This is a genomic window from Kitasatospora sp. NPDC004614 (assembly GCF_042873675.1).
In the GTDB taxonomy this organism is placed as follows: domain Bacteria; phylum Actinomycetota; class Actinomycetes; order Streptomycetales; family Streptomycetaceae; genus Kitasatospora.
This window is the reverse complement of the sequence record NZ_JBIALR010000015.1, coordinates 153,774-177,622: the sequence shown is the minus strand read 5'-3', so window position 1 is coordinate 177,622 and position 23,849 is coordinate 153,774. Positions and strand designations below refer to the sequence as shown.

The following is a 23,849-nucleotide window of genomic DNA, read 5'->3' as shown; positions in this document are numbered from 1 at the left end:
GTTCCCCGGGCCGCTCAGGAAACGTCCTGCGCACCCGGGTTGGGCAGTGTGACGGCACTCACCCGCAGCCGTTCGATCCGGCGCCCGTCGAGGCGGGCGACGGTGAGCCGGGCGCCGGACTCGGTGAGCACCTGGTCGCCCTTCTGCGGCAGCCGGCCGAGCTCGCGCACCACGAAGCCGGCGACCGTCTCGTACGGGCCCTCGGGGAGGGTGAAGCCGGTCTCCTCGGCGAAGTCGGCGAGATTGAGCAGGCCGTCGAGTTCGACGCCGCCTCCGGCCAGCCGGCGGGTCGCGGTGGTGTCCTGGGCGTCGTACTCGTCGCGGATCTCGCCGATCACCTCCTCGACCAGGTCCTCCAGGGTGACGATGCCGGCGGTGCCGCCGTACTCGTCGACCACGATGGCCAGGTGGTGGCCCTCGCGGCGCATCTCGCTCATCGCCTCCAGCACCCGCTTGGTGGCGGGCAGCAGCTTGACGGGGCGGGCCAGGTCGCGGACCCGGGCGGCCTGCTCGCCGCGCACCCCGTACAGGTCGCGGACGTGCACGAAGCCGGTGACGGCGTCGTAGGAGCCCTCCACCACCGGGTAGCGGGAGTGCGGGGAGGAGTCGGTCTCGGACCGCACCTCGCGCACCAGCCGGTCGGCGTCCAGGAAGGTCACCTCGGTGCGCGGCACCATCACCTCGCGCAGCTGGCGCTCCCCCGCCGCGAACACCTCGTTGATCAACTCGCGTTCGTCCGAGCCGAGTTCGGTGTTGGCGGCGACCAGGCCGCGGAGTTCCTCGGGGCTCATCACGCCGCGGCCGGCGGACGGGTCGCCGCCCAGCAGGCGCACCATCAGGTTGGTGGAGTGGCCGAGCAGCCAGATCACCGGGCGCAGCGCCACCGACATCACGTCCACCACCGGGGCGGCCAGCAGGGCGATCGACTCGGCGCGCTGCAGACCGATCCGCTTGGGCGTCAACTCGCCCAGCACCAGGGAGGCGTAGGAGATCACCAGGGTCAGGCCGACCAGCGCCACCGCGTCCGCGACGCCGTCCGAGAGGCCTGCCTTCACGAACACCGGGGCGAGCTTGCCGGCCAGCGTGTCGGCGCCGAACGCCGCCGACAGGAAGCCCATGCACGTCACGCCGACCTGCACGGCGGCCAGGAACCGGTTCGGATCGGCCGCCAGATGCGCGGCCCGGGCGGCGCGGCGCGAGCCGGCCGACTCCAGGGTGCGGATCTGCCCCTCGCGCAGCGAGATCAGCGCGATCTCGGCGACGTTGAACAGACCGCCCAGCATGATGAACACCAGGACGAGCGCGGCGTCCTGCAGGGTTTCGCTCACGGCCCGAGTGTAGGAGAACGGCCGGGCGCCCCGTGGGCACCCGGCCGTTCACACGCGGCGGAGCGGCGCTCAGATGAGGCCGAGCTCCTTGACCGCGTCGCGCTCCTCGGCGAGCTCCTGGACGGAGGCGTCGATCCGGGCGCGGTCGAACTCGGAGAGGTCCAGGCCCTGGACGATCTCGAACTTGCCGTCCTTGGTGGTGACCGGGAACGAGGAGATCAGGCCCTCCGGCACGCCGTACGAGCCGTCGGAGACGATGCCCATCGAGGTCCAGTCGCCGGCCGGGGTGCCGTTGACCCAGGTGTGGACGTGGTCGATGGCGGCGTTCGCGGCCGAGGCGGCCGAGGACGCGCCGCGGACCTCGATGATCTCGGCGCCGCGCTTGGCGACCTTGGGGATGAAGAAGTTCTCCACCCACTCCTGGTCGGCGCCGACGGCGTCGAACGCGGACTTGCCGGAGATCTCGGCGTGGAACAGGTCCGGGTACTGGGAGGCGGAGTGGTTGCCCCAGATGGTGACCTTCTTGATGTCCTCGACCGTCACGCCGGCCTTCTTCGCCAGCTGGGCGACGGCGCGGTTGTGGTCCAGGCGGGTCATCGCGGTGAAGCGCTCGGCCGGAACGTCCGGGGCGTTGCGCTGGGCGATCAGGGCGTTGGTGTTGGCCGGGTTGCCGACCACCAGGACCTTGATGTCGTCCGCGGCGTTGTCGTTGATCGCCTTGCCCTGCGGGCCGAAGATGCCGCCGTTGGCGGACAGCAGGTCGGCACGCTCCATGCCCGCGGTGCGCGGACGGGCGCCGACCAGCAGCGCGACGTTGGCGCCGTCGAACGCGACGTTCGCCTGGTCGGTGATGGTGATGTCACGCAGCAGCGGGAACGCGCAGTCGTCCAGCTCCATGGCGACACCCTCGGCGGCCTTCACGCCCTGCGGGATCTCCAGCAGGCGCAGGTTCACCGGCACGTCGGCACCCAGCAGGTGACCGGAGGCGATGCGGAAGAGCAGCGCGTAGCCGATCTGGCCGGCCGCTCCGGTAACGGTGACGTTGACGGGGGTGCGAGTCATATCTACCTTCTCCAGCTGTCGCCAGGCGCCCCAGGCACATCGGCGCCGGAGCCGAGGATGATCTCTCGATGTCGAGAGACCCGAGACAGGCTATCGCGAAGGCAGGTGGCTGGGAAAACAGGGGCGCGTGGGGGCACCTCCCAGCCCCCTAGGGCTGGGGGAGAACTGCGCGACAAGCGCACAGCACGTCCGCAAGGTCGCGATCACGCGCAAGTCATTGACCTGCGTCGCGATCTTGCGGGTGGGTGCCTTCCGCTTCGCGCAGTTCCCCGCGCCCCTGGTGGCGCTAGTGCACCGGGTGCCCGATGAGCCGTCCGATGTTGTCGAGCATCGGGACGTTCAGCCACGGGTTGGGCTGCGCCACCAGGGTGAGCAGCACGATCACCCCGCCCAGGACGAACATCAGGGTGATGTCGGTGAACCGGCTGCGGACGGCGAGCATGCCGACGTCCGGCAGACCGAGTCGCAGCAGGGCGCCGAGCAGGGGTGCGACGCCGACGGCGAGCAGGCCGAGCCGGAAGTTTCCGGCCCAGGTGACCAGCAGGCCGAGAGCGGCGACGGCGAGCACCAGGGTGATCGGCCACTGCCGCATCGGGAGGGTGTGGCCGCGGCCGAGGGCCGCCGCCGAGCCTTCCGGGGGCAGGGTGCCCTCGGTGGTGGCGGGTCGGCGGCGGGCGCGCTTCATGACGCCGGGCACCGGTGTCAGACGCCGGCGCGGCGCTCGGCCGCCTCGACGATGTTGTTGAGGAGCATCGCGCGGGTCATCGGACCGACGCCGCCGGGGTTGGGGGAGATCCAGGCGGCGACCTCGGCCACGCCGGGGTGCACGTCGCCGACGATCTTGCCCTCGCTGCGGGAGACGCCGACGTCCAGCACGGCCGCGCCGGGCTTGACGTCCTCGGGCTTGACCAGGTGCGGGACGCCCGCGGCGGCGACGACGATGTCGGCCTTGCGCAGGTGGGAGGCGAGGTCGCGGGTGCCGGTGTGGCACAGCGTCACGGTGGCGTTCTCGCTGCGGCGGGTGAGCAGCAGGCCGATGGAGCGGCCGACGGTGATGCCGCGGCCGACGACCACGACCTCGGCGCCGTCGATGGCGACGTCGTGGCGGCGCAGCAGTTCGACGATGCCGAGCGGGGTGCAGGGCAGCGGGCCGTCGATGCCGAGGACGAGGCGGCCGAGCGAGGTCGGGTGCAGGCCGTCGGCGTCCTTGTCGGGGTCCATGAGTTCGAGGACGCGGTTCTGGTCCAGGCCCTTGGGGAGCGGCAGCTGGACGATGTAGCCGGTGCAGGCCGGGTCGGCGTTGAGCTCGCGGACGACGTTCTCGACGTCCTCCTGGGTGGCGGTGGCGGGGAGTTCGCGCTGGATGGAGGCGATGCCGATCTCCGCGCAGTCCTTGTGCTTGCCGTTGACGTACCACCGGCTGCCCGGGTCGTCGCCGACCAGGACGGTGCCGAGGCCGGGGACGATGCCCCGTTCCTTGAGGGCCGCCACGCGGACGGCGAGTTCGGACTTGATCGCGGCCGCGGTGGCCTTGCCATCGAGAATCTGGGCAGTCATGTCTCCATTCTTCCGGATCGGGAGTCCACGCCGCGCCGCCGGGCGGGCGTGCACGGAGCGTCCCTGGCGGACACGGAGCGTGCCGGGGGGTTGCGGTTGTGCCACGTTCGTGGCGGTGGCCTGCATGTGGCTGGACAGCGTGCGGCGCCAAGGCTCACGATGACAAGGCAAGTACCGCCGCCCAGGTCCTGGTGACGGACCGTCCGGCAGCGGGGGACGAACACAGTCGGGGGAATCGACAAGTGAGCAATCCGTACCAGCCGGATCCGTACGGCGGTTACGGCCAGGCTGGCGGACCGCCGGGCCCGCCGCCGCAGCAGCCGTCGTACGGCTATCCCCAGGCACCGCAGCCGCCGCAGCAACCCGGTTACGGCTACCCGCAGCAGCCGCATCCCTCGCACCCGTACCCGCCGAATGTTCCGATGGCGGTGAGCAACAACCACGCCACGACTTCGGTGGTGCTCGGTTTCATCGCGATCCTGCTGTCCTGCGTCTACGGCGGCGTGGTGGGCCTGGTGGGCGTGGGCCTCGGCGTCTCGGGGCTGAACCAGTCGGCGCAGCTGGGCGGTACGGGCCGGACCGCCGCGATCGGCGGCATCGTGCTGGGCGCGCTGTCCGTGCTGCTCACGATCGGGTTCATCGTCCTCCAGTCCAGGTCATGAACCCCGCGACTCCCGGGCCGGCCGTGCCGGTGACGTCCCGTCCGTCGGCGCTGTCCGGCGGCGTGCTGACGGCCCGTTGGCGGCGGTCGGCCGGGACGGTGCCGGGCGTGGTGCTGCGAGTGCTGGTGCGGCTGGCCGCGGCGGCCGGGGCGGCGCTCGCGGTGGCGGCGGTGCACGACGCCCACGACCCGGGCGTGCTCTGCCCGTTGCGGGCGACGACCGGCGTGCCGTGCCCGTTCTGCGGCAGCACCACGGTGTTCATCGAGGCCGGCCACGCGCACTGGGGGGCCGCGCTGGCGGCGAACCCGGTGACGGTGGTGGCGGTGGCGGCGCTGCTGTTCGCGCCGCTGGGCCCGGGCCGCTGGTGGCGCCGGCTGTCGTACGGCCGCCGGAACCTGCTGCTCGGCGCGGCCGCGATGGCCGCCTGGGCCTGGGAGTTGGCCCGCTTCGGCTTTCTCGCGCTCTGAACGGAGGGTCCGAGGTTGACTGTTGATCCCCTCTTCGTCGGACTCGTCCGCTACTCTCCGACGCGGTCGGCGTGTCCCCTGCCCACCCGTCCCCAGGATTTTTTCGTTCCGTCCACGCTCCTTCCTGCCCGGAGGCATCGATGAGCTACCCGCCCGACCCCAACAACCCCTACGGCCAGCAGCAGCAGCAGCCGGGTTACGGCTACCCGCAGCAGCCGCCGCAGCAGCCCGGCTACGGCTACCCGCAGGGCCAGGTCCCGCCGCAGCAGGCCTACGGCTACGGCTACCCGCAGGCGCCCGGCACGATCCAGGCCAACAACGGCTACATCAACATCGCCAACATCGGCATGGTGCGCGTCGCCACCATGGGCCAGCGTTTCGCGGCCCGCCTGCTGGACGGCCTGATCACCTCGGTGGTCCTCGGTATCGCTATGGCCCTGGGCCTGGCCGGTGCGATCGGCATGGCGGACAAGGTCAAGGACTGCTCGGGTTACACCTACGGCACCGCGTCGTACCAGGACTGCGTGAACGAGCAGGCCCAGGCGTCCGCCGGCTTCCTCGCCGCGATCTTCTCCTTCATGGCCGTGGTCGCCGTTTTCAACCTGCTCTACGAGTGGCTGATGGTCGGTCTGATGGGCGCCACCCTGGGCAAGATGGCCCTGGGCCTGCGCGTGGTCAAGGAGAACACCGGCCAGAACCCGGGCGTGGGCGGCGGTTTCGTCCGCTTCGTCATCCCGCAGGTCGGCGCCTTCCTGTGCGGCATCGGCCAGCTGCTGGTCTTCCTGTCGCCGTTCTTCGACAACTCCGGCAAGCTGCAGGGCTGGCACGACCGTGCCGCCGGCACCGTGGTGATCAAGAAGTAACGCTCACCGGCAACGCCCGAGGGCCCCGCACTCCGGAGACGGAGTGCGGGGCCCTCGGTGTTCGGGACCGGCCGGTCAGTGGAAGAAGTGCCGGGTCCCGGAGAAGTACATGGTCACGCCGGCCTTCTCGGCGGCGGCGATGACCTCTTCGTCGCGGATCGAACCGCCGGGCTGGACCACGGCCTTGACGCCCGCGGCCAGCAGGATCTCCAGGCCGTCGGCGAACGGGAAGAACGCGTCGGAGGCGGCGTAGGAGCCGACCGACCGCTCGCCGGCCCGGGTGACGGCCAGCTTGCAGGAGTCGACCCGGTTGACCTGGCCCATGCCGACGCCGACCGAGGCGCCGTCCTTGGCGAGCAGGATCGCGTTGGACTTGACGGCCCGGCAGGCCCGCCAGGCGAAGGCGAGTTCGGCCAGCTCGTCGGCGGACAGCGCCTCGCCGGTGGCGAGCGTCCAGGTCGACGGGTCGTCGCCCTCGGCGTCGACGCGGTCGACCTGCTGGAGCAGCAGGCCGCCGGAGATGCGGCGCGACTCCAGCGCGTCGGCGGGGGCCTCGGGGGCGCGCAGCACCCGGAGGTTCTTCTTCTTGGCCAGCACCTCGAGGGCACCGTCCTCGTAGCCGGGGGCGACGACGACCTCGGTGAAGATCGGGGCGATCTGCTCGGCCAGCTCGACGGTGACCGGGCGGTTGACGGCGATCACGCCGCCGTACGCGGAGACCGGGTCGCAGGCGTGCGCCTTGCGGTGCGCCTCGGCGACGTCCGCGCCGGTGCCGATGCCGCACGGGTTGGCGTGCTTGATGATCGCGACGGCCGGGCCCGCGTGGTCGTAGGCGGCGCGGCGGGCGGCGTCGGTGTCCACGTAGTTGTTGTAGGACATCTCCTTGCCCTGCAGCTGCTCGGCGCCCGCCAGGCCGCCGGTGCCGTCGGTGTAGAGCGCGGCCTGCTGGTGCGGGTTCTCGCCGTAGCGCAGGACGTTGCCGAGCTCCCAGGTGTCACCGAGGAAGGTCGGGAACGCGGCCTCGGACTCGGTGTAGCCCGACTCCTCGAACCAGCTCGCCACGGCGACGTCGTACGCGGCGGTGTGCGCGAACGCGGCACCGGCCAGGCGCTTGCGGGTCAGCAGGTCGAAGCCGCCGCCCTGGACGGCCGTCAGCACGTCCGCGTAGCGGGCCGGGTCGACCACGACGGCCACCGAGGGGTGGTTCTTGGCGGCGGCGCGGACCATCGACGGGCCGCCGATGTCGATCTGCTCGACGCACTCGTCGGGGGTGGCGCCCGAGGCGACGGTGGCGGTGAACGGGTACAGGTTCACCACGACCAGGTCGAACGGCTCGACGCCGAGCTCGGCGAGCTGCGCGCGGTGCGACTCCAGGCGCAGGTCGGCGAGGACGCCGGCGTGCACCCGCGGGTGCAGGGTCTTGACCCGGCCGTCCAGGCACTCGGGGAAGCCGGTCAGCTCGGAGACCTCGGTGACCGGGACGCCCGCGGCGGCGATCCGCCCGGCGGTGGACCCGGTGGAGACGATGGCGACACCGGCGGCGTGCAGGCCCTGGGCGAGCTCCTCCAGACCGGTCTTGTCGTACACGCTGATCAGCGCGCGGCGGATCGGGCGTACGTTCTCGGAGACGGGGGCGTTGGCGGAGGAAGCGGCGCTCATGCCGGGATCCATACCTTTCGGTCCTCGATGCGGTGTCCTTCGCGGGCCAGCCGGCCCACGACCTCGACGAGCAGCTTGCGCTCGACAGTCTTGATGCGCTCGTGCAGCGCCTCACCGCCGTCGGCGTGGTCGGTGTCCTCGACCTCCACCACGCCCTGGGCGATGATCGGCCCGGTGTCCACGCCGGCGTCCACCAGGTGCACGGTGCAGCCGGTGACCTTCACGCCGTACGCCAGCGCGTCGCGAACGCCGTGGGCGCCGGGGAAGGCGGGCAGCAGCGCGGGGTGGGTGTTGACGGTGCGTCCGGCGAAGGCAGCGAGGAACGCGGGGCCGACGATCTTCATGAACCCGGCGCTGATCACCAGGTCGGGTTCGTACGACGCGACGGCGGCGGCCAGCGCGGCGTCCCAGCCGGCCCGGTCGGCGTGGTCCTTGACCCGCTCGACGAACACCGGGATACCGGCCTTCTCCGCACGCTCGATCCCGACGATGTCGTACCGGTCGGCGCCCACGGCAACGATCTCCGCCCCGTACGCGGGGTCGGCGGCGGCGTCGATCAGCGCCTGGAGGTTGGTGCCGGAGCCGGAGACCAGGGCCACCAGCCGGGCCGGTCCAGGGGTGCGGGGCGGGAACACTTGGGCGTCAGCGGCAGCCACGGCGCGAGTCTCCGAAGGTCGGTGTCGCCCGCTGGTACGTCCACCGTCGGTGGGGCGACTACGGGCGGCGGCAGGTCGGGAGCCGTCGACGGGCGCGGGCGGCCGCGGCGCTGCGGGGCCCGGGGAACCGTCGGGAGCTGCCGACCGTCACCACGATAACGGCTGGTGGGAGGCCACTCGTAACCACCCCGCAACGCTACGCGCGTAGTTGAGACGGGGATCTCCCGGCCGCCCGGCAGCGGTCTGGCGGGGTGCCGTACAGCCGCCGACCGGTTGGGGGATCATTGACGGACCGCCCACTCCCCCACCGCCGGGCGGACAAACCGACGAGCAGAAACGGCCGACACCATGAGCAGCGGCGAGGACAGCGGCGAGCGCAACCCCTTCGCGCCCCCTCCGCCCGGCGCCCCGGACCAGCCCTGGCGTCCCCGCGTCCCGCAACGGCCCGAGTCCGGCGACCGGACGGACGGACAGCCGGACAGCGAGCGCCCGCAGCCGCCGCAGTGGGGCCCGCGCCCCGAACCCGGCCCGCAGGGGCCCCGCCTCGACCTGTCCGACCCGGCACACCGCGCCGCCCGCAACGCCCTGCTGTCCGGCTTCGCCGCGCTGCTGTCGGTGCTGTTCGGCCAGTACTGGATCGGTTTCCCGCTCTCCCTGCTCGCCGTCTGGTACGCCGTCACCGTGCTGCGTGCGCCCGCCGAGCCGGTCACCGACCCGTTCGCGCCGCGCCCGGTCCGCCCGCAGGTCCCGGCGGCGCTCAGCGCGCTGCTCACCGGCGGTCTGGCGCTGGTGATGTCGCTGTCGACGTTCACCATGCAGTTCGCGTACCACGACTACCTGGACTGCGTGAACTCCGCGATCACCAAGGAGGGCGTGCACAGCTGCGGCAACGACGTCCCCACCTGGGTGACCACGATCTACGAGGGCCCGGCGGAGTGACCTGCCCTCAGGCCTCGTCGACGGCCGGACAGGAGTCGGCGGCCGGGGAGACGAAGCCCGACTCGTAGGCGGCGATCACCGCCTGGGTGCGGTCGCGCGCGCCGAGCTTGCCGAGCAGGCTGCTGACGTGCGTCTTGACGGTCTGCACGCCCAGGTGCAGCCGCTCGCCGATCTCCGCGTTGGACAGGCCGCGCGCCATCAGCCGCAGCACCTGCCCCTCCCGCTCGGTCAGGCCGGCCCGGGCCACCGCCCCGCCGTCCGCCGCCCGCTCGGCCCGGGCCGCGGCGAGGCGGCGGATCGACGCCGGGAACAGCAGCGACTCGCCGGCCGCGACCAGCCGCACCGCCTGGACGATCTCCGCCGGGCGGGAACGCTTGAGCAGGAAGCCGTCCGCGCCGGCCCGCAGCGCCTCGTACACGTAGTCGTCGGCCTCGAAGGTGGTGACCACCAGGATCTTCGGCGGCCGGTCGGCGGCGCGCAGGATCGCCCGGGTCGCGGCCAGCCCGTCCAGGCCGGGCATCCGGACGTCCATCAGCACCACGTCGGGGCGCAGCGAGCGGACCAGGCCGAGGGCCTGGGCGCCGTCCTCGGCCTCACCGACGACGGAGATGCCGTCCTGGGCGTCCAGGACGGCGCGCAGGCCGGCCCGGATCAGCTCCTCGTCGTCGACCAGCAGCACCTCGATCACCGTCACCGGCCCAACCGTAGCGGCAGCCGCACCCGCAGCACCCAGTCCGTTCCGTCCGGGCCGGCCTCGCAGTCGCCACCGAGCAGCACCGCGCGTTCGCGCACGCCGCGCAGGCCCTTGCCGCCGCCCCGGCGCGGACTGCCCTTGCCGGTCAGGGTGTTGCGGCAGGACAGTTCCAGCGCGCCGGCCGCGGTCAGCGCCCTGATCCGGACCGGTGCGCCCGGCGCGTGCCGCAGCGCGTTGGTGATGCCCTCCTGGACGATCCGGTAGGCCTCGCGGGACAGCACGCCCGGCAACCCGTCGGCGCGGACGTCCAGTTCGGCGTCGACGGGGCTGCCGGCGGCGCGGGCGGCGGCGAACAGCTCCTCGGCCCGGTCCAGGCCGGGCTGTTCGGTGGCGGCCGCCTCGGGGGCCTCGCGCAGCAGCACCAGCATCCGCTCCAGGTCGTCCAGCGCGCGGCGGCCGGTGGTCTCGATCGCCTCCAGCGCCCGCTCCCGGAACGCCGGATCGGCGACCTCCCGGGCCGCGCCCGCCTGGAGGACCGTCACGGTCAGCGCGTGCCCGATCGAGTCGTGCAGCTCCCGGGCCAGCCGGTTGCGCTCCAGCAGCCGCTCCGCGCGCAGCTCCGCCGCGGCCAGCCGCTCCGCCGCCGACGGCCCCAACAGCCTTACGGCCAAGGCGAGTTGGAGCCGTCCGGCGAGCACCACCAGCCACAGCAGCGCGCACAGCAGCGGCACCGCGAGCACCGGCCACCGCGCGGCCGCTTCGAACGCCGCGGCCGACACGGCGCCCGCCGCCATGCCGAGCGCCACCCGGGCGACCAGCCAGAGCGCCGTCCGCCCGCGGTCCGCCCAACTCGCCGACGGGGCGACGCCGATCGACTCCTCGCGGGCCGGCACCAGCAGCAGCCGCGCCTGCACGCCCTCCGCCCGACGCACCGCCGGCACCAGCGCGACCAGGCACAGCAGCGGCACGTCGACCGCACCGCTCAGCAGCAGCGCCCGCCCGGTCGAGACGCCCTCCGTCCCCGGGTAGACCAGCAGCACCATCCCGGCGAACACCGTGCCGACCAGCAGGTGCAGCCAGCGGGCCCAGGTCGCGGGCAGCAGCAGCGGGGCGAACAGAGCGGGCATCGCGCCATCCTCCCTCCCGAGAGGGAGACGAACCACTCCCGGGCGGGATCTGCCGCCTCCCGCCCGCCGATTGACTGAGGGTCATACCGAGCGGGAGGAGCGCAGCCGTGATCGAGATTCGCGACCTGACCAAGACGTACGGGGAGCGCCGGGCCGTGGACGGCCTCAGCTTCCGAGTGGAGGCGGGCCGGGTCACCGGCTTCCTCGGGCCGAACGGCGCGGGCAAGTCCACCACCCTGCGGACGGTGCTCGGCCTGGACCGGCCGACCTCCGGCACGGCCCTGGTCGACGGCCGCCCCTACGAGCGCCTCGCCGAACCGCTGCGCCGGGTCGGCGCCCTGCTGGACGCCCAGGCCGTACACGGCGGCCGCACCGCCACCGGCCACCTGCGCTGGATCGCCGCCACGCACGCCCTGCCCACCCGCCGGATCGACGAAGTACTCGCCCTGGTCGGCCTCACCGACGCCGCCGGACGCCGGATCCGCACCTTCTCGCTCGGCATGCGCCAGCGCCTGGGCATCGCGGCCGCCCTGCTCGGCGACCCCGCCGCGCTGCTGCTGGACGAACCGGTCAACGGCCTGGACGCGGAAGGCATCCGGTGGATCCGGACACTGCTGCGCCGGCTCGCCGACGAAGGCCGCGCGGTACTGGTCTCCTCGCACCTGATGGCGGAGATGGCGCAGACCGCCGACCACCTGGTGGTGATCGGCCGGGGCCGGCTGCTGGCCGACACCTCCACCAGCGCGTTCCTCGCCGAACACGGCCGCCGCCGGGTCCGGGTCCGGGCCGTCGACCCCGCCGCCCTGGCCGCCCTGCTCGCCGACGCCCACCCCGCGGCGGTGCCGCTCGGCGACGGCGCCTACGACGTACCGGACGCCGACCCGGGCGAACTGGGCACGCTGGCCGCGTCCCACCGGGTGGTGCTGATCGAACTGTCCGTCACCCACGACTCCCTGGAGGAGGCCTTCATGCGGATGACCGCGGACGCCGTCGAGTACCGGGCGGTGGCGGCATGAGCACCTACCCGCTGCGCGCCGAATGGGCCAAGTTCACCACCCTGCGCTCACTGTGGACGACGCCGCTGCTGGCGGTCGCGCTGAGCGCCGGCATCACCGCCGCCGTCCAGTTCGCCTACGGCCGCACCGACACCTCGCTCACCGAGGACCCGATGGAGGGCCTGTTCTACGGGCTCAACTTCGGCCAGGTCGCCGTGGTCTGCCTGGGCATCCTGCTGGTCGGCCAGGAGTACGCCTCCGGCACCCTGACCACCTCACTGGCCGCCGTCCCCGACCGGGTGCGCTTCTACCGCGGCAAACTGCTGCTCGGCGCGGGCCTGGGCCTGGCCGTCGGCCTGCTCACCGTCGCGGGCCAACTCGCCGTCACCGCCGCCTCGGTGGGCCTCGACCTGTCCGCCCCCGGCAGCTGGCGGGCACTCGCGGCCGGGGTGCTCTACCACCCGCTGCTGCTGGTGCTGTGCCTGTCACTGACCACCGTGCTGCGCAACCAGACCGCCGCACTCGGCCTGCTCTCCCCCCTGGTGTTCCTCGGCACCACCGCACTGTCCGCCGTCCCCGGGATCCGCGAGGCCGCCCAGTTCCTCCCCGACCGGGCCGGCCTGTACGCCATGCGCCTGCAGGACGCGCCGGACATCCACTACGGCCACGGCGTCGGCCTGCTGCTGATGGCCGCATGGACGGCCGTCGCGGCGGCGGCGGGCCTGCGCACGCTGCGCCGCCGCGACGCGTGACTGCGCCCTTGCCTGCCCACCCACCCACCCGTGACCCCGCCGCCAAGGTGAGCCCCGAGCGGTCCGCTGCGCGGGGCTGGGGCAGAAGCCCGGCCGACACCCGCTGCGCGGGGCTGAGGCGAAAGCCCAGCCGCTGCACGGGGCTGGGGGCTGAGGCGGAAGCCCGGCCGCTGCACGGGGCTGGGGCCGAAACCCGGCCGAAACCGCTGCGCGGGGCTCGCGTGAAGGCCCGCGCAGCGGGTTGGCGTGCGTGCACTTCGGCGGCGGGGTCACGGGTGGGCGGGCGTCCCGCTGCGCGGGGCTCGTGTGAAGGCCCGCGCAGCGGGTTGGCGTGCGTGCACTTCGGCGGCGGGGTCACGGGCGGGCGGGCGGGCGTCGCGCTACGCGGCAAGGCGGCACACCAGCCCGTACACGCCTACCCGCACGCGCACCGCCGAGCCCCGCGCAGCGAACCGCCCCGAGTCCACTCACCCATCTCCCACCCCAGCCCCGCGCAGCGGAATGCCCCGGGTCCACTTCGGCGGCGGGGTCACGGGCGGGCGGGCGGGCGGGCAGGCGCCACCGCGCTACGCGGCAAGGCGGCAGACCAGCCGGTACGCCCCGACCCGCACGCGCACCGTCGGGCCCGCCCCGTCGCGGGTGTGCCACCAGCGGGCGAGCAGCGCGCCCGGCACCGCCAGGGCCAGCAGCCAGGCGCTCTGTGCGAGGCCGAACTGCCAGGGCACCGGTCCGAGTTCGGCCATCCGCCGGGTGCCGAGCGCGCCTCCGCAGGACCAGCCGGCCAGCACGCCGAGCGGGGCGGCGGCCAGCGCGGTGGCGGCGGCGACAGTGGCGGTCTGCAATGCACTCCAACGAGTGGCGGCGCGACCCAGCAGCAGCGCGGCGACGACCGCGGCGGCGGTGGGTGCCGCGCAGGCCAGCAGGTGCCAGTCGGGGCCGCGCCGGTCGGGCAGCACGGCGAGCAGCGGGAAGTCGGGGACGGCGCCGAGCCGGGTGCCCAGCGGCCCGGCGTGGCTGCCCGCGCCGACCGCGAAGCCCGGGCCTAGCGCGTAACCCGCTGCCCAGAGCAGCGCGTTGGGCACCAGTGCCACGCAGGCCAGCAGCATGCCGAGCCATCCGGCGGCGCCGCCGCCGAGCCGCTGCGCGCTCTGTCCGGCCGAGCCGAGCAGCAGCGCCGCCCCGAACACCGCCCCGCCGCCGGCCAGCAGCGCGCCCGCCCACACGCCCAGCGCCCGCAGGGCCGCCGGCTCGGCTCCGTCCGGCGGCCACAGCGCGGCGGGCAGCGGCAGCCGCCGCAGCTGCCCGGGCCGGCCGAGTCCGGTCCACAGCCCGTAGCCGAGCGCACCGGCCGTCAGCCCCGCGACCGCCAGCAGGTCCAGGATTCCCCGGGAGCACAGTGCGGCCTCCGGGTCGGCGCACTGCGCGACGGCGCCGGCCGCGACCAGCTGGTACCCGGCGTACATCGCCAACGGGGAGCGCCAGCGGACGAACCCGCGCCCCCGGGAGCGCCGGGCCACCCGGCGTCCGGCCCGCACCACCAGCACGGTGATGACCGCCGTGAGCAGCAGCGGGGTGACCGTCACCGGCGCGGCCTCCGGCCCCCGGGCGAGCGGCGCGCCGTGGCCGAGCAGCCAGAGCCCGAACGCCGTCCTGGCCGCGCCCTGCGCCGTGTCGTCGCCGTACGGGGCCAGCACCCACAGGCCGAACACCGGTAACGCGACCACGGACAGGGTGAGCAGCGCGGTGCGTACTCCGGCGAGCAGATCGGCGAGGGAGGAACGACTGTCGAGTTCGCTCGGCAGGCCGAGAATCGGACGGCCCATCAGCTGCGTCATGGGCCACATGCTGCCAAGACCGCGCGTTACGGGGTGTCAACGCGCAAACCTTCGCCGTGTCCCGGATTATCAGTACATGTGCCTATCGCCGGGACGAATTCGCAGCGGAGGATTGCGGTGACTTCACCTTCGACCGCCGGGCCCGGGCGCACCACCGGAGGCTCCCCCCGCACCCGCGACCTGATGCGCAGCCTCTCCCCGCGGGAGGCCCAGGCGCTGACCCGATTCGCCGCCGGCGACGACCTGCGCACCATGGCCCGCAACCTCGGCGTCGCCCCCGGCACCGCCCGCGCCCACCTCAACCGCGCCACCCGCAAACTCGGCGCCCGCACTCCCGAGGAAGCCGCCGCCCTCGCCACCGCCCCGGCCCCGTCGGGACGCGAGAGTGCCGCCCCGGCAGCAACGGCGAACGCAGCGGAAGGAACCCCTGCTACCCCGGCTCCCGGACCGACCACGCCCGCCCCGTCCGCCCCGGCCTCACTGACGTCAGGCCGCGTCCGCCGCCCGAAGCGCAAGCCCGCCAAGGCCCCCCGGGCGGCAACACCGGGCACCGCCCCGGCCCCTGACTCCCCCGCACCGGCACCCGCACCGGCACCCGCCCCCGTCCGCCCGCCGAAGCACAAGCCCATCAGCCCCGAAGCCCCCCACGCCCACCACGCCCCGTCCGCCGAGCCCGAGGCCCCCTCCGGGTTCGCCGACTTCGCCGCCCTGGTGCACACCCGCCTGGTGCAGCAGACCTTCCTGCTGACCGGCCACCGGCACCGCGCCGTGCACTGCGTGCACCTCGCGCTGGGGGCGGCCGGGCGGCGCTGGGCGGAGGTGTCGTCGGCGGCGGACCCGGAGGGGTGGGTGCGGTCGGCGGCGTTCGACCTGGCGCTGTCGCCGTGGCACCGGGGCGGCCCGCGCCGGGCCAGGGTGCTGCGGCGGGCGGCGCGGCGCCGGATCAAGGTCGCCGAGCCGGTCGTTCCGGAGCCGCCGACCCGGCTGACGCCCCGGGACCGGGCGCTGCTGAAGGCGTTGCAGCGGCTGTCCCGGCCGCGCCGCCGGGCGCTGGTGCTGCACGACACGCTGGGGCTGTCGGTGGAGCAGCTGTCGGTGGAGGCGGAGTCGAGTACGGCGGCGGCCGAGGCCCGGGTGCGTTCGGCGCGCGCGTCGCTGGCCCGGGACGTCCCGGCGCTGGTCGGCGACCCGGCCGACCCGGAGTTCGCGGAGCGGCTGGGCGAGCTGCTGCACCGGGCTGCGGTGCACGGCTGCCCGGGCCCCTGGCTGCCGCCACCGGCCCTGCTGGTGGCCGACAGCCGCCTGCACACGGGCCTGCTGACTGGCGCGGCGGCCACCCTGACGGTGGCGGTGGGCGCGGCCGTGGCGGCCACCCTGCTGGGGGTCGGCCCGGCCGATCTGCTGCGTCCGGGCCAGCCGGCGGCGACGGCCTGCACGGCGGCGGGTTCGGGCAGCGCGGGTCCGGCGGCGGGGGCCGGCGCGCCGGGCCTGCGGACGCCGTGGTGCGGTCCGACGCCGGGGGTGCCGGCCCGGTTGGTCGGCCCGCCGGCCCGGGAGCTGCCGTCGGTGGAGCCGTCCGACGGCGACGACGAGGACGACGGTACGAACAGCATCGACGCGCTGCCGCCGGGTCCGTTCCGGGCGCCCCGCCGCCCGCTGCTCCCGCCGCCGGCGCACCACCGGATGCCGCCGCCGCTGGCCGGCACGTGCGTGCCGTTGGCGCACTGCCGGCCGCACGGGTCCTGACCGGGTCCCACCACCCACGACAGCGCCCGGACGCCGAAGGCGCCGCCCACCCCGGGGGTGGACGGCGCCTTCGTGCCGAAGCGGCGTTGCCTTACTTGGCGGCGGCGATCAGCTCGCGGGCCAGGCGGGCGGTCTCGGACGGCGTCTTGCCGACCTTGACGCCGGCGGCCTCGAGGGCCTCCTTCTTCGCCTGGGCGGTGCCGGAGGAGCCGGAGACGATGGCGCCGGCGTGGCCCATGGTCTTGCCCTCGGGCGCGGTGAAGCCCGCGACGTAGCCGACGACCGGCTTGGTGACGTGCTCGGCGATGTAGGCCGCGGCACGCTCCTCGGCGTCGCCGCCGATCTCGCCGATCATGACGATCAGCTCGGTCTCCGGGTCCTCCTGGAACGCCTTGAGGGCGTCGATGTGGGTGGTGCCGATGACCGGGTCACCGCCGATGCCCACGGCGGAGGAGAAGCCGAGGTCGCGCAGCTCGTACATGAGCTGGTAGGTCAGGGTGCCGGACTTCGACACCAGACCGATCTTGCCGGCGCCGGTGATGTTGGCCGGGATGATGCCCGCGTTGGACTGTCCGGGGCTGATCAGGCCGGGGCAGTTCGGGCCGATGATGCGGGTCTTGTTGCCCTTGGCACCGGCGTGGGCCCAGAACGCGGCGGTGTCGTGCACCGGCACGCCCTCGGTGATGACCACGGCCAGGCCGATCTCGGCGTCGATCGCCTCGACGACGGCGGACTTGGTGAACGCCGGCGGGACGAAGATGACGGTGACGTCGGCACCGGTCTTCTCCATCGCCTCGACCACGGTGCCGAACACCGGGACCTCGGTGCCGTCCACGTCAACGGTGGTGCCGGCCTTGCGCGGGTTCACGCCGCCGACGATCTGGGTGCCGGAGGCGAGCATGCGGCGGGTGTGCTTCATGCCCTCGGAGCCGGTCATGCCCTGGACGATGACCTTGCTGTCCTTGGTAAGGAAGATAGCCATGGTGTTAAGTCCCCTTCCTTACTTGTTGGCCAGCTCGGCGGCGCGGTCAGCGGCGCCGTCCATGGTGTCCACCTGCTGCACCAGCGGGTGGTTGGCGTCGGTCAGGATCTGACGACCCAGCTCCGCGTTGTTGCCGTCCAGGCGGACGACCAGCGGCTTGGTGACGGCCTCGCCCTTGCTCTCGAGGAGCGCGAGGGCCTGCACGATGCCGTTGGCGACCGCGTCGCACGCGGTGATGCCACCGAAGACGTTGACGAAGACCGACTTGACGTCGGTGTCGCCCAGGATGATCTCCAGGCCGTTCGCCATCACCTCGGCGGACGCGCCGCCGCCGATGTCGAGGAAGTTGGCCGGCTTCACGCCGCCGTGGTTCTCACCGGCGTACGCGACGACGTCCAGGGTGCTCATGACGAGGCCCGCGCCGTTGCCGATGATGCCGACCTGGCCGTCGAGCTTGACGTAGTTCAGGCCCTTCGCCTTGGCCGCGGCCTCCAGCGGGTTGGCGGCGGCCTTGTCCTCGAGCGCCTCGTGCTCCGGCTGGCGGAACTCGGCGTTCTCGTCGAGGGAGACCTTGCCGTCCAGGGCGATGATCTTGCCGTCGCCGGACTTGATCAGCGGGTTGACCTCGACCAGGAGGGCGTCCTCCTTGACGAAGACGACCCAGAGCTTCTGCAGGACGTCGGCGACCTGGTCGGCGATCTCGGCCGGGAACTTCGCGGCAGCGACGATCTCGGCGGCCTTCTCCGCGGTCACGCCCTCGTTGGCGTCCACCGGGATCTTGGCGAGCGCGTCGGGGTTCTCCTCGGCGACGACCTCGATCTCCACGCCGCCCTCGACGCTGGCCATGGCCAGGAAGGTGCGGTTGGTGCGGTCGAGCAGGAAGGAGACGTAGTACTCCTCCTTGATGTCCGCGGTCTGCGCCAGCATCACCTTGTGGACGGTGTGGCCCTTGATGTCCATACCGAGGATCGCCTCGGCCTTGGCCACGGCGTCCTGCGGGTCGGACGCGAGCTTCACGCCACCGGCCTTGCCTCGGCCACCCACCTTCACCTGAGCCTTGACGACGGCTCGGCCGCCGAAGCGCTCCGCGATGGCGGCAGCGTCTGCGGCGGTCTCGATGACATCGCCGTCAAGCACGGGTACACCGTGCTTGGCGAAGAGGTCCCTCGCCTGGTACTCGAACAGGTCCACGTGTTTGTCCTTGTTCGTGGTCGCGGAATGTGTCTCTACGAGCGTGCCACGGCAGGATCTTCGCTGCGGGTCGTCGGCGCTGAGCGGGTACGCAGATGTACGGCCTTGCGGCCCACCCAGTTGCCGGGCGCATCGTGGATCTACACGCGCGTCACGTCCGCATGGCAGGTTATCCCCGGACGGCGGGCATGTTTCGCCCGGGACCTGCTCGACCTTCGTGAGAACCGTCACAGCCGGCCCGGCCCGGCGTGTCCCGGGCCACCGGCGCACGACGGTCCGCCGCACCACAGGATCACCCGCACGGGTGGCGTCGGCCGCTACTGCCGGTCCGGCACCGGCAGCGGGCGCTTCTCGATCGCGGCCGCCATGATGTCCGGAAACGCGTCCGGAGTGCAGGCGAACGCCGGGGCCCCCAGCGCCGCCAGCGCCTGCGCGTGCGCGTGGTCATAGGCCGGCGCCCCCTCGTCGGACAGCGCCAGCAGCGCGATGAACTGCACCCCCGACGCCTTCATCGACGCCACCCGCTTCAGCATCTCGTCCCGGATGCCGCCCTCGTACAGGTCGCTGATCAGCACCACGATGGTCTCGGACGGACGGGTGATCTTCGACTGGCAGTACGCCAGCGCCCGGTTGATGTCGGTGCCGCCGCCCAGCTGCGTCGCGAACAGCACGTCCACCGGATCGCTCAGCTGCTCCGTCAGGTCCACCACCGAGGTGTCGAACACCACCAGCCGGGTGTCCAGGCTGTGCATCGACGCCAGCACCGCGCCGAACACCGCCGAGTGCACCACCGACGGCGCCATCGACCCGGACTGGTCGATGCACAGGATCACGTCCTTCTTCACCGCCCGCTGCGCCCGCGCGTAACCGACCAACCGCTCCGGCACCACCGTGCGGTACTCCGGCAGGTACTTCGACAGATTCGCCCGGATGGTCCGGTCCCAGTCGATGTCCCGGTGCTTGGGACGGTTCACCTTCGCGCTGCGGTCCAGCGCCCCGCCCAGCGTGGAACGGGTCTTGTCGGCCAGCCGGCGCTCCAGCTCCGCGACCACCTTCCCGACCACCATCCGCGCGGTCTCCCGGGTGGTCTCCGGCAGCGCGTGCTTCAGCGACAGCAGCGTCCCCACCAGGTGCACGTCCGGCTCCACCGCGGCCAGCATCTCCGGCTCCAGCAGCAGCCGGTCCAGCCCCAGCCGGGAGATCGCGTCCTGCTGCATCAGCTGCACCACGCTGGTCGGGAAGTACTCCCGGATGTCCCCCAGCCACCGCGCCACCTGCGGCGCGGACCCCCCGAGCCCCGCCGACCGCTTCCCGTCCTCCCGGTACAGCGCCCCCAGCGCCCCATCCATCGCCGCGTCCCGCCGCGAAAGCCGCACCCCGGTCCCGTCCCCGTCGGCCCCCAGCACGAGCCGCCACCGACGCATCCGCTCATCGTCCTGACGGACAGTCACTTTGAATCACTCCTTAACCCCCACGCCCCGTCAGGGGCGCGGGGAACTGCGCGAAGCGGAAGGAACAGGGGGAGGGATCAGGGCAGCAGAACAGTGCACCTGCATCTCGCGCCCCGACAGGGGCGCGGGGAACTGCGCGAAGCGGAAGAAACAGCCGGAAAGATCGGGGCAGCGCAGCAAGTGCGCCCTGCGGGCCGCCCACGCGGTGGGAACAACACCGATCCTGCCGCCCGCCTACGACAATCCCCCCACGCCCCGTCAGGGGCGCGGGGAACTGCGCGAAGCGGAAGAAACAACGGGAAAGATCGGGGCAGCGCAGCAAGTACGCCCTGCGGGCCGCCCACGCGGCGGGGCACCATGCGCGGTACAACACCGACTGCGGGTCGCCCACGGCATGTCACCCGGTCCGACGGTCCAGCTGGCGTGGGATTCGCGGCTGCGGCAGACCGAGCAGCAGCGCCAGCACGGACGTCGTCGCGTCCGCGCGCTCCGCGTCCAGTTCGACGTCCGGGCCGCTGTCCACCACGGAAGTGTTCAGTGGTCCGGCGGCGACCCGGGAGCCGATGGTGTGGCGGACGCCCGTCTCCAGGGAGGAGAAGGTGCGGCGCAGTACCGGCAGCAGGTCGGTGAAGGTGTCGGCGGGGACGCCGCACAGCCAGGTGTCGAGCAGGCCGAGCAGCGCCGGGTCGTGGAGGAGCAGCGCGCCGCCGCCGGAGACCAGGCCTTCGACCCAGCCGGCGGCGTCCAGTGGGCCGGAGGCGACGGAGAGGACCAGGCCGAGGCGTCGGCCGGCTTCCTCGGTGTCGATCCGGCCGTCGTCCAGCAGGAGTCGGACGGCGCGGCCGCGGAGCAGGCCGGGGACGCCGGTGGCGGGGCCGCCGTGCGGTTCGCGGGCGGCGATCGCGGTGAGGGTGCCGGCCCACTGTTCGCCGACCTCGGTGGAGGAAAGCAGCGCGATCGCCTGGTGGACGGCGTCGAGTTCGGTGCGACGAGCACTCGCGCCGTCCGCGTCGAGTCCGGTGCAGGCGGCGGGCAGGGCGACGCAGAGGCGTTCGGCGAGGCCGAGGGCGACGGCGGTGAGGGCGCTGGTGTCGGTGGCCCGGACGTCGCCGTAGCGCAGGGTGCGGACCAGGGCGGGCAGCGCGGTGGCGAGGTGTCCGGCGTCGGTGTCGAGCGCGGCACGGTCGGCGAGCCGTCGCATCACCTCGGGCAGTGCGTCGGGCAGCGCGGCGAGCAGGCAGTGTTCGGCGAGTTCGGTGAGCGCGGTGAGTTCGGCGGTGGCGGCCTCGGCGACGGCCTTGCCGGTGGCGGCGCCCTGCACGGTGGTGCCCCACTGGCCGGCTTCGACCAGGCGGACGGAGAACTCGGGTTCCCAGGCGAGCTGCCAGGTCTCCCGGAAGGTGCCGGTGGACTGCACGCTGTCGCGGACCGGCCGGCCCCAGTGCAGGCCGAGCAGTCGCAGCCGGTGCAGCAGTCGGGAGCGTTCCGCGTCGAGGTCCTTGCGCAGGTCGAGGACGAGTTCACGGGTCGTCGCCTCGGGCTTGAGCCGCAGGGTGCGCTGAAGGTGGGTCAGGTCGCGCTGCAGTGGCACCGCGGGCGCGCCGTCGGGGACTTCGCCGAGTGCGTCGCCGACCACCAGCTTGTCGTGGACCAGCGCGAGGGCGAGGTCGGAGCCGTCGCACATGACGGCGCGCACCGCGTCCAGGGTCTCGGTGAGGCCGGGCAGCGGGCGGCCGCGCATCGCGGCGAGGGTGTCGGCGAGCCGGATCGCCTCAATGACGTGCGCGGAGGAGACCGGGTGGTCCTCGGCGCGCAGCAGTTCGGCGACCTTGGTCATCCAGCGGGCGAGCGGCTGCTCGGGCGTGGTGTACAGATGCTGGTACCAGCCGGGCGAGTCGATGCCGGCGCCGTAGCCGGTGTGCTGGGACAGCCGGCGGTGGGTCCACGGCACCCAGGTGACTTCGGTCTTCAGCTTCTTTGGGAGTTCGGCGAGCAGCGCCCGGTCGTGCGCGACGGTCGGCATGACGGCCAGCGCGGGGACGTGCCAGGCGCCGCAGACCACCGCGATGGTGCGGTGCCCGGCCCGGCGGGCGGCCCGGATCTGCTGCCGCATGGCGGCCTCGCGGATCTCGTCGCGCCGCTCGACGGGGTGGTGCTCACGCAGCGCGGTCATCGCCTCGGCGACGGCCGCGAACGGTTCGAGCGCATCGTCGCCCGGGGTGCGGTGCTCGATCACGTCCTCCCACCAGGCCTCCGGGTCGGGATGCCCGGCGGCGGCGGCGAGTTCGGCGATCGGGTCGACGGGGACAGCGGCGGGGGCGGGCCCGGAAGTGCCCCCCGGCACTCCCGACCCCTCCTCCACTCCTTCTGACGCGCCGTCGGCCTCGTTTGTCGCATCCGGGTTCGATCCGCGCGGGCCGAGCGCGAGGCTCTGCCCGGCGGGCAGGTCGATGAAGCGGACCGGCACCCCGGCGTCAGCGGCGTACCGCAGCGCCACCCATTCGGGGGAGAACTCGGCGACCGGCCAGAACGCGGCCCGCGCCGGGTCGTCGCTGACGTGGGCGAGCAGGGCGACCGGCGGCACCATGTCCTTCTCGGCGGCCAGCCCGGTCAGTTCGTCGGCCTCCGGCGGGCCCTCGATCAGCACCGCGTCGGGCTGCAGGGCGGCCAGCGCGGCGGCGACCGCGCGGGCCGAGCCGGGGCCGTGGTGGCGCACCCCGAGCAGCGTCACCTGGGCACTCACGCGGAGACCTCCCGGGCGGCCCGGTAGAAGTCCTTCCAGCCGTCGCGGTCGCGGACCACGCCTTCCACGTACTCGCGCCACACCTGGCGGTCGGCGACCGGGTCGCGGACCACGGCGCCGACGATGCCGTCCGTGACGTCGCCGGCCCGCAGCACGCCGTCGCCGAAGTGGGTGGCCAGCGCGAGCCCGTTGGTGACCACCGAGATCGCCTCGGCGGTGGACAGCGTGCCGCTGGGGGTCTTCACCTTGGTGCGGCCATCGGCGGTCAGGCCGGCCCGCAGCTCGCGGAAGACGGTGACCACCCGGCGGATCTCCTCGGCGCCGCCCGGCAGTTCGGGCAGGTCGAGGGAGCGGCCGAGCTGGCCGACCCGGCGGGTGACGATCTCCACCTCCTCCTCGAGGGTGGCGGGCAGCGGCAGCACCACGGTGTTGAAGCGGCGGCGCAGTGCGGAGGAGAGCTCGTTGACGCCGCGGTCGCGGTCGTTGGCGGTGGCGATCACGTTGAAGCCGCGCACCGCCTGGACCTCGGTGCCGAGTTCGGGCACCGGCAGGGTCTTCTCGGACAGGATGGTGATCAGACTGTCCTGCACGTCGGCGGGGATGCGGGTGAGCTCCTCGACCCGGGCGATCTGCCCGTCCCGCATGGCGCGCATCAGCGGGGACGGCACCAGGGCGTCCTCGCTGGGCCCGTGGGCGAGCAGCTGCGCGTAGTTCCAGCCGTAGCGGACGGCCTCTTCGGGGGTGCCGGCGGTGCCCTGGACGAGCAGCGTGGAGTCGCCGGAGATCGCGGCGGCCAGGTGCTCGGACACCCAGGTCTTGGCGGTGCCGGGCACGCCGAGCAGCAGCAGCGCCCGGTCGGTGGCCAGCGTGGTGACGGCGACCTCGATCACCCGGCGCGGGCCGATGTACTTGGGCGTGATCACGGTGCCGTCGGCGAGCTCGCCGCCCAGCAGATAGGTGGCGACCGCCCACGGCGACAGCCGCCAGCGCTCCGGCCGGGCCCGGTCGTCGTGCCGGGCGAGGGCGGCCAGCTCCTCGGCGAACGCGTCCTCGGCGTGCTGCCGCAGGACCTCGCTGGTCGTCTCGGTGGTCATCGACTGCTCCGATCTCACGGGACGTCAGAACACTGCGCAGAAAGGG

At 73.6% G+C, this 23,849-nt stretch carries 21 protein-coding genes; 7 read left to right on the top strand and 14 right to left on the bottom strand.

Annotation, left to right across the window (positions count from 1 at the left end):
* Positions 1-14 precede the first annotated feature (14 nt).
* From ACFYST_RS27245 to ACFYST_RS27230, 4 genes are all read right to left on the bottom strand, one after another.
* Complete coding sequence (locus ACFYST_RS27245; protein WP_387644676.1) at positions 15-1,328, bottom strand: hemolysin family protein; 1,314 nt, start codon at positions 1,326-1,328, stop codon at positions 15-17.
* A gap of 69 nt (positions 1,329-1,397) precedes the next feature.
* Positions 1,398-2,390 (bottom strand): malate dehydrogenase, encoded by a 993-nt coding sequence (locus ACFYST_RS27240; protein WP_387644674.1) that lies wholly within the window; start codon positions 2,388-2,390, stop codon positions 1,398-1,400.
* Between the two features lie 286 nt (positions 2,391-2,676).
* On the bottom strand, positions 2,677-3,075 hold the full coding sequence (locus ACFYST_RS27235; RefSeq protein WP_387866078.1) for a DUF3017 domain-containing protein: 399 nt from the start codon (positions 3,073-3,075) through the stop codon (positions 2,677-2,679).
* A gap of 17 nt (positions 3,076-3,092) precedes the next feature.
* A complete protein-coding gene (locus ACFYST_RS27230) occupies positions 3,093-3,947 on the bottom strand; it encodes a bifunctional methylenetetrahydrofolate dehydrogenase/methenyltetrahydrofolate cyclohydrolase (protein ID WP_387644670.1) in 855 nt (284 codons plus the stop codon).
* Between the two features lie 242 nt (positions 3,948-4,189).
* Here ACFYST_RS27230 and ACFYST_RS27225 point away from each other — a divergent pair, with 242 nt between their 5' ends.
* From ACFYST_RS27225 to ACFYST_RS27215, 3 genes are all read left to right on the top strand, one after another.
* Positions 4,190-4,609, top strand: a complete 420-nt coding sequence (locus tag ACFYST_RS27225; RefSeq protein ID WP_387866075.1) for a hypothetical protein — start codon at positions 4,190-4,192, stop codon at positions 4,607-4,609.
* On the top strand, positions 4,606-5,076 hold the full coding sequence (locus ACFYST_RS27220) for a DUF2752 domain-containing protein (RefSeq protein WP_387644665.1): 471 nt from the start codon (positions 4,606-4,608) through the stop codon (positions 5,074-5,076). Before ACFYST_RS27225 ends, ACFYST_RS27220 begins: the two co-directional genes overlap by 4 nt.
* A 140-nt stretch (positions 5,077-5,216) precedes the next feature.
* Complete coding sequence (locus ACFYST_RS27215; RefSeq protein WP_387866073.1) at positions 5,217-5,939, top strand: RDD family protein; 723 nt, start codon at positions 5,217-5,219, stop codon at positions 5,937-5,939.
* Positions 5,940-6,014: 75 nt separating this feature from the next.
* Here the strand turns inward: ACFYST_RS27215 and purH are convergent, their stop codons facing one another.
* Positions 6,015-7,598 (bottom strand): bifunctional phosphoribosylaminoimidazolecarboxamide formyltransferase/IMP cyclohydrolase, encoded by a 1,584-nt coding sequence (purH, locus tag ACFYST_RS27210; RefSeq protein ID WP_387866070.1) that lies wholly within the window; start codon positions 7,596-7,598, stop codon positions 6,015-6,017.
* Positions 7,595-8,254 (bottom strand): phosphoribosylglycinamide formyltransferase, encoded by a 660-nt coding sequence (gene purN, locus ACFYST_RS27205; RefSeq protein ID WP_387866068.1) that lies wholly within the window; start codon positions 8,252-8,254, stop codon positions 7,595-7,597. Before purN ends, purH begins: the two co-directional genes overlap by 4 nt.
* Positions 8,255-8,602: 348 nt before the next feature.
* Here purN and ACFYST_RS27200 point away from each other — a divergent pair, with 348 nt between their 5' ends.
* Entirely contained in the window at positions 8,603-9,193 is a 591-nt protein-coding gene (locus ACFYST_RS27200; protein WP_387866065.1) for a hypothetical protein, read from the top strand.
* Between the two features lie 7 nt (positions 9,194-9,200).
* On the opposite strand, the gene ACFYST_RS27195 is transcribed toward ACFYST_RS27200, so the two are convergent.
* Both ACFYST_RS27195 and ACFYST_RS27190 read right to left on the bottom strand, forming a co-directional pair.
* On the bottom strand, positions 9,201-9,887 hold the full coding sequence (locus ACFYST_RS27195) for a response regulator (protein WP_387866063.1): 687 nt from the start codon (positions 9,885-9,887) through the stop codon (positions 9,201-9,203).
* Complete coding sequence (locus ACFYST_RS27190) at positions 9,884-11,014, bottom strand: sensor histidine kinase (protein WP_387866060.1); 1,131 nt, start codon at positions 11,012-11,014, stop codon at positions 9,884-9,886. The genes ACFYST_RS27195 and ACFYST_RS27190 overlap by 4 nt, the downstream gene beginning before the upstream one ends.
* Before the next feature lie 107 nt (positions 11,015-11,121).
* On the opposite strand from ACFYST_RS27190, the gene ACFYST_RS27185 reads away from it, so the two are divergent.
* Positions 11,122-12,030: an ABC transporter ATP-binding protein gene (locus ACFYST_RS27185; RefSeq protein ID WP_387866058.1), complete on the top strand. Its 909-nt coding sequence runs from the start codon at positions 11,122-11,124 to the stop codon at positions 12,028-12,030.
* Complete coding sequence (locus ACFYST_RS27180; RefSeq protein ID WP_387644645.1) at positions 12,027-12,761, top strand: hypothetical protein; 735 nt, start codon at positions 12,027-12,029, stop codon at positions 12,759-12,761. Before ACFYST_RS27185 ends, ACFYST_RS27180 begins: the two co-directional genes overlap by 4 nt.
* A gap of 566 nt (positions 12,762-13,327) precedes the next feature.
* On the opposite strand, the gene ACFYST_RS27175 is transcribed toward ACFYST_RS27180, so the two are convergent.
* Positions 13,328-14,596, bottom strand: a complete 1,269-nt coding sequence (locus ACFYST_RS27175) for a DUF6350 family protein (protein WP_387866056.1) — start codon at positions 14,594-14,596, stop codon at positions 13,328-13,330.
* Positions 14,597-14,713: 117 nt separating this feature from the next.
* Between ACFYST_RS27175 and ACFYST_RS27170 the strand changes: the two genes are divergently transcribed.
* Entirely contained in the window at positions 14,714-16,342 is a 1,629-nt protein-coding gene (locus ACFYST_RS27170; protein WP_387866053.1) for a LuxR C-terminal-related transcriptional regulator, read from the top strand.
* A gap of 91 nt (positions 16,343-16,433) precedes the next feature.
* On the opposite strand, the gene sucD is transcribed toward ACFYST_RS27170, so the two are convergent.
* From sucD to ACFYST_RS27145, 5 genes are all read right to left on the bottom strand, one after another.
* Positions 16,434-17,324, bottom strand: coding sequence for a succinate--CoA ligase subunit alpha (sucD, locus tag ACFYST_RS27165; protein WP_380361954.1), 891 nt, complete (start codon positions 17,322-17,324; stop codon positions 16,434-16,436).
* Between the two features lie 18 nt (positions 17,325-17,342).
* Positions 17,343-18,515, bottom strand: coding sequence for an ADP-forming succinate--CoA ligase subunit beta (gene sucC / locus ACFYST_RS27160; protein ID WP_380473359.1), 1,173 nt, complete (start codon positions 18,513-18,515; stop codon positions 17,343-17,345).
* Positions 18,516-18,832: 317 nt separating this feature from the next.
* Positions 18,833-19,939, bottom strand: a complete 1,107-nt coding sequence (locus ACFYST_RS27155; RefSeq protein WP_387645003.1) for a VWA domain-containing protein — start codon at positions 19,937-19,939, stop codon at positions 18,833-18,835.
* Positions 19,940-20,363: 424 nt separating this feature from the next.
* Positions 20,364-22,709, bottom strand: a complete 2,346-nt coding sequence (locus ACFYST_RS27150; protein WP_387866051.1) for a DUF5682 family protein — start codon at positions 22,707-22,709, stop codon at positions 20,364-20,366.
* Positions 22,706-23,803, bottom strand: coding sequence for an AAA family ATPase (locus ACFYST_RS27145; protein ID WP_387644634.1), 1,098 nt, complete (start codon positions 23,801-23,803; stop codon positions 22,706-22,708). The genes ACFYST_RS27150 and ACFYST_RS27145 overlap by 4 nt, the downstream gene beginning before the upstream one ends.
* Between the last annotated feature and the right edge of the window lie 46 nt (positions 23,804-23,849).

Bases quoted from the DNA above. Each gene is read 5' to 3' on its own strand.
- ACFYST_RS27215 (WP_387866073.1), top strand. From the start codon at position 5,217: ATGAGCTACCCGCCCGACCCCAACAACCCCTACGGCCAGCAGCAGCAG.
- ACFYST_RS27230 (WP_387644670.1), bottom strand. From the start codon at position 3,947: ATGACTGCCCAGATTCTCGATGGCAAGGCCACCGCGGCCGCGATCAAG.
- ACFYST_RS27175 (WP_387866056.1), bottom strand. From the start codon at position 14,596: ATGACGCAGCTGATGGGCCGTCCGATTCTCGGCCTGCCGAGCGAACTC.
- ACFYST_RS27155 (WP_387645003.1), bottom strand. From the start codon at position 19,939: ATGCGTCGGTGGCGGCTCGTGCTGGGGGCCGACGGGGACGGGACCGGG.
- purH (WP_387866070.1), bottom strand. From the start codon at position 7,598: ATGAGCGCCGCTTCCTCCGCCAACGCCCCCGTCTCCGAGAACGTACGC.
- ACFYST_RS27200 (WP_387866065.1), top strand. From the start codon at position 8,603: ATGAGCAGCGGCGAGGACAGCGGCGAGCGCAACCCCTTCGCGCCCCCT.
- ACFYST_RS27145 (WP_387644634.1), bottom strand. From the start codon at position 23,803: ATGACCACCGAGACGACCAGCGAGGTCCTGCGGCAGCACGCCGAGGAC.
- ACFYST_RS27240 (WP_387644674.1), bottom strand. From the start codon at position 2,390: ATGACTCGCACCCCCGTCAACGTCACCGTTACCGGAGCGGCCGGCCAG.
- sucD (WP_380361954.1), bottom strand. From the start codon at position 17,324: ATGGCTATCTTCCTTACCAAGGACAGCAAGGTCATCGTCCAGGGCATG.
- ACFYST_RS27190 (WP_387866060.1), bottom strand. From the start codon at position 11,014: ATGCCCGCTCTGTTCGCCCCGCTGCTGCTGCCCGCGACCTGGGCCCGC.
- ACFYST_RS27220 (WP_387644665.1), top strand. From the start codon at position 4,606: ATGAACCCCGCGACTCCCGGGCCGGCCGTGCCGGTGACGTCCCGTCCG.
- ACFYST_RS27180 (WP_387644645.1), top strand. From the start codon at position 12,027: ATGAGCACCTACCCGCTGCGCGCCGAATGGGCCAAGTTCACCACCCTG.
- ACFYST_RS27235 (WP_387866078.1), bottom strand. From the start codon at position 3,075: ATGAAGCGCGCCCGCCGCCGACCCGCCACCACCGAGGGCACCCTGCCC.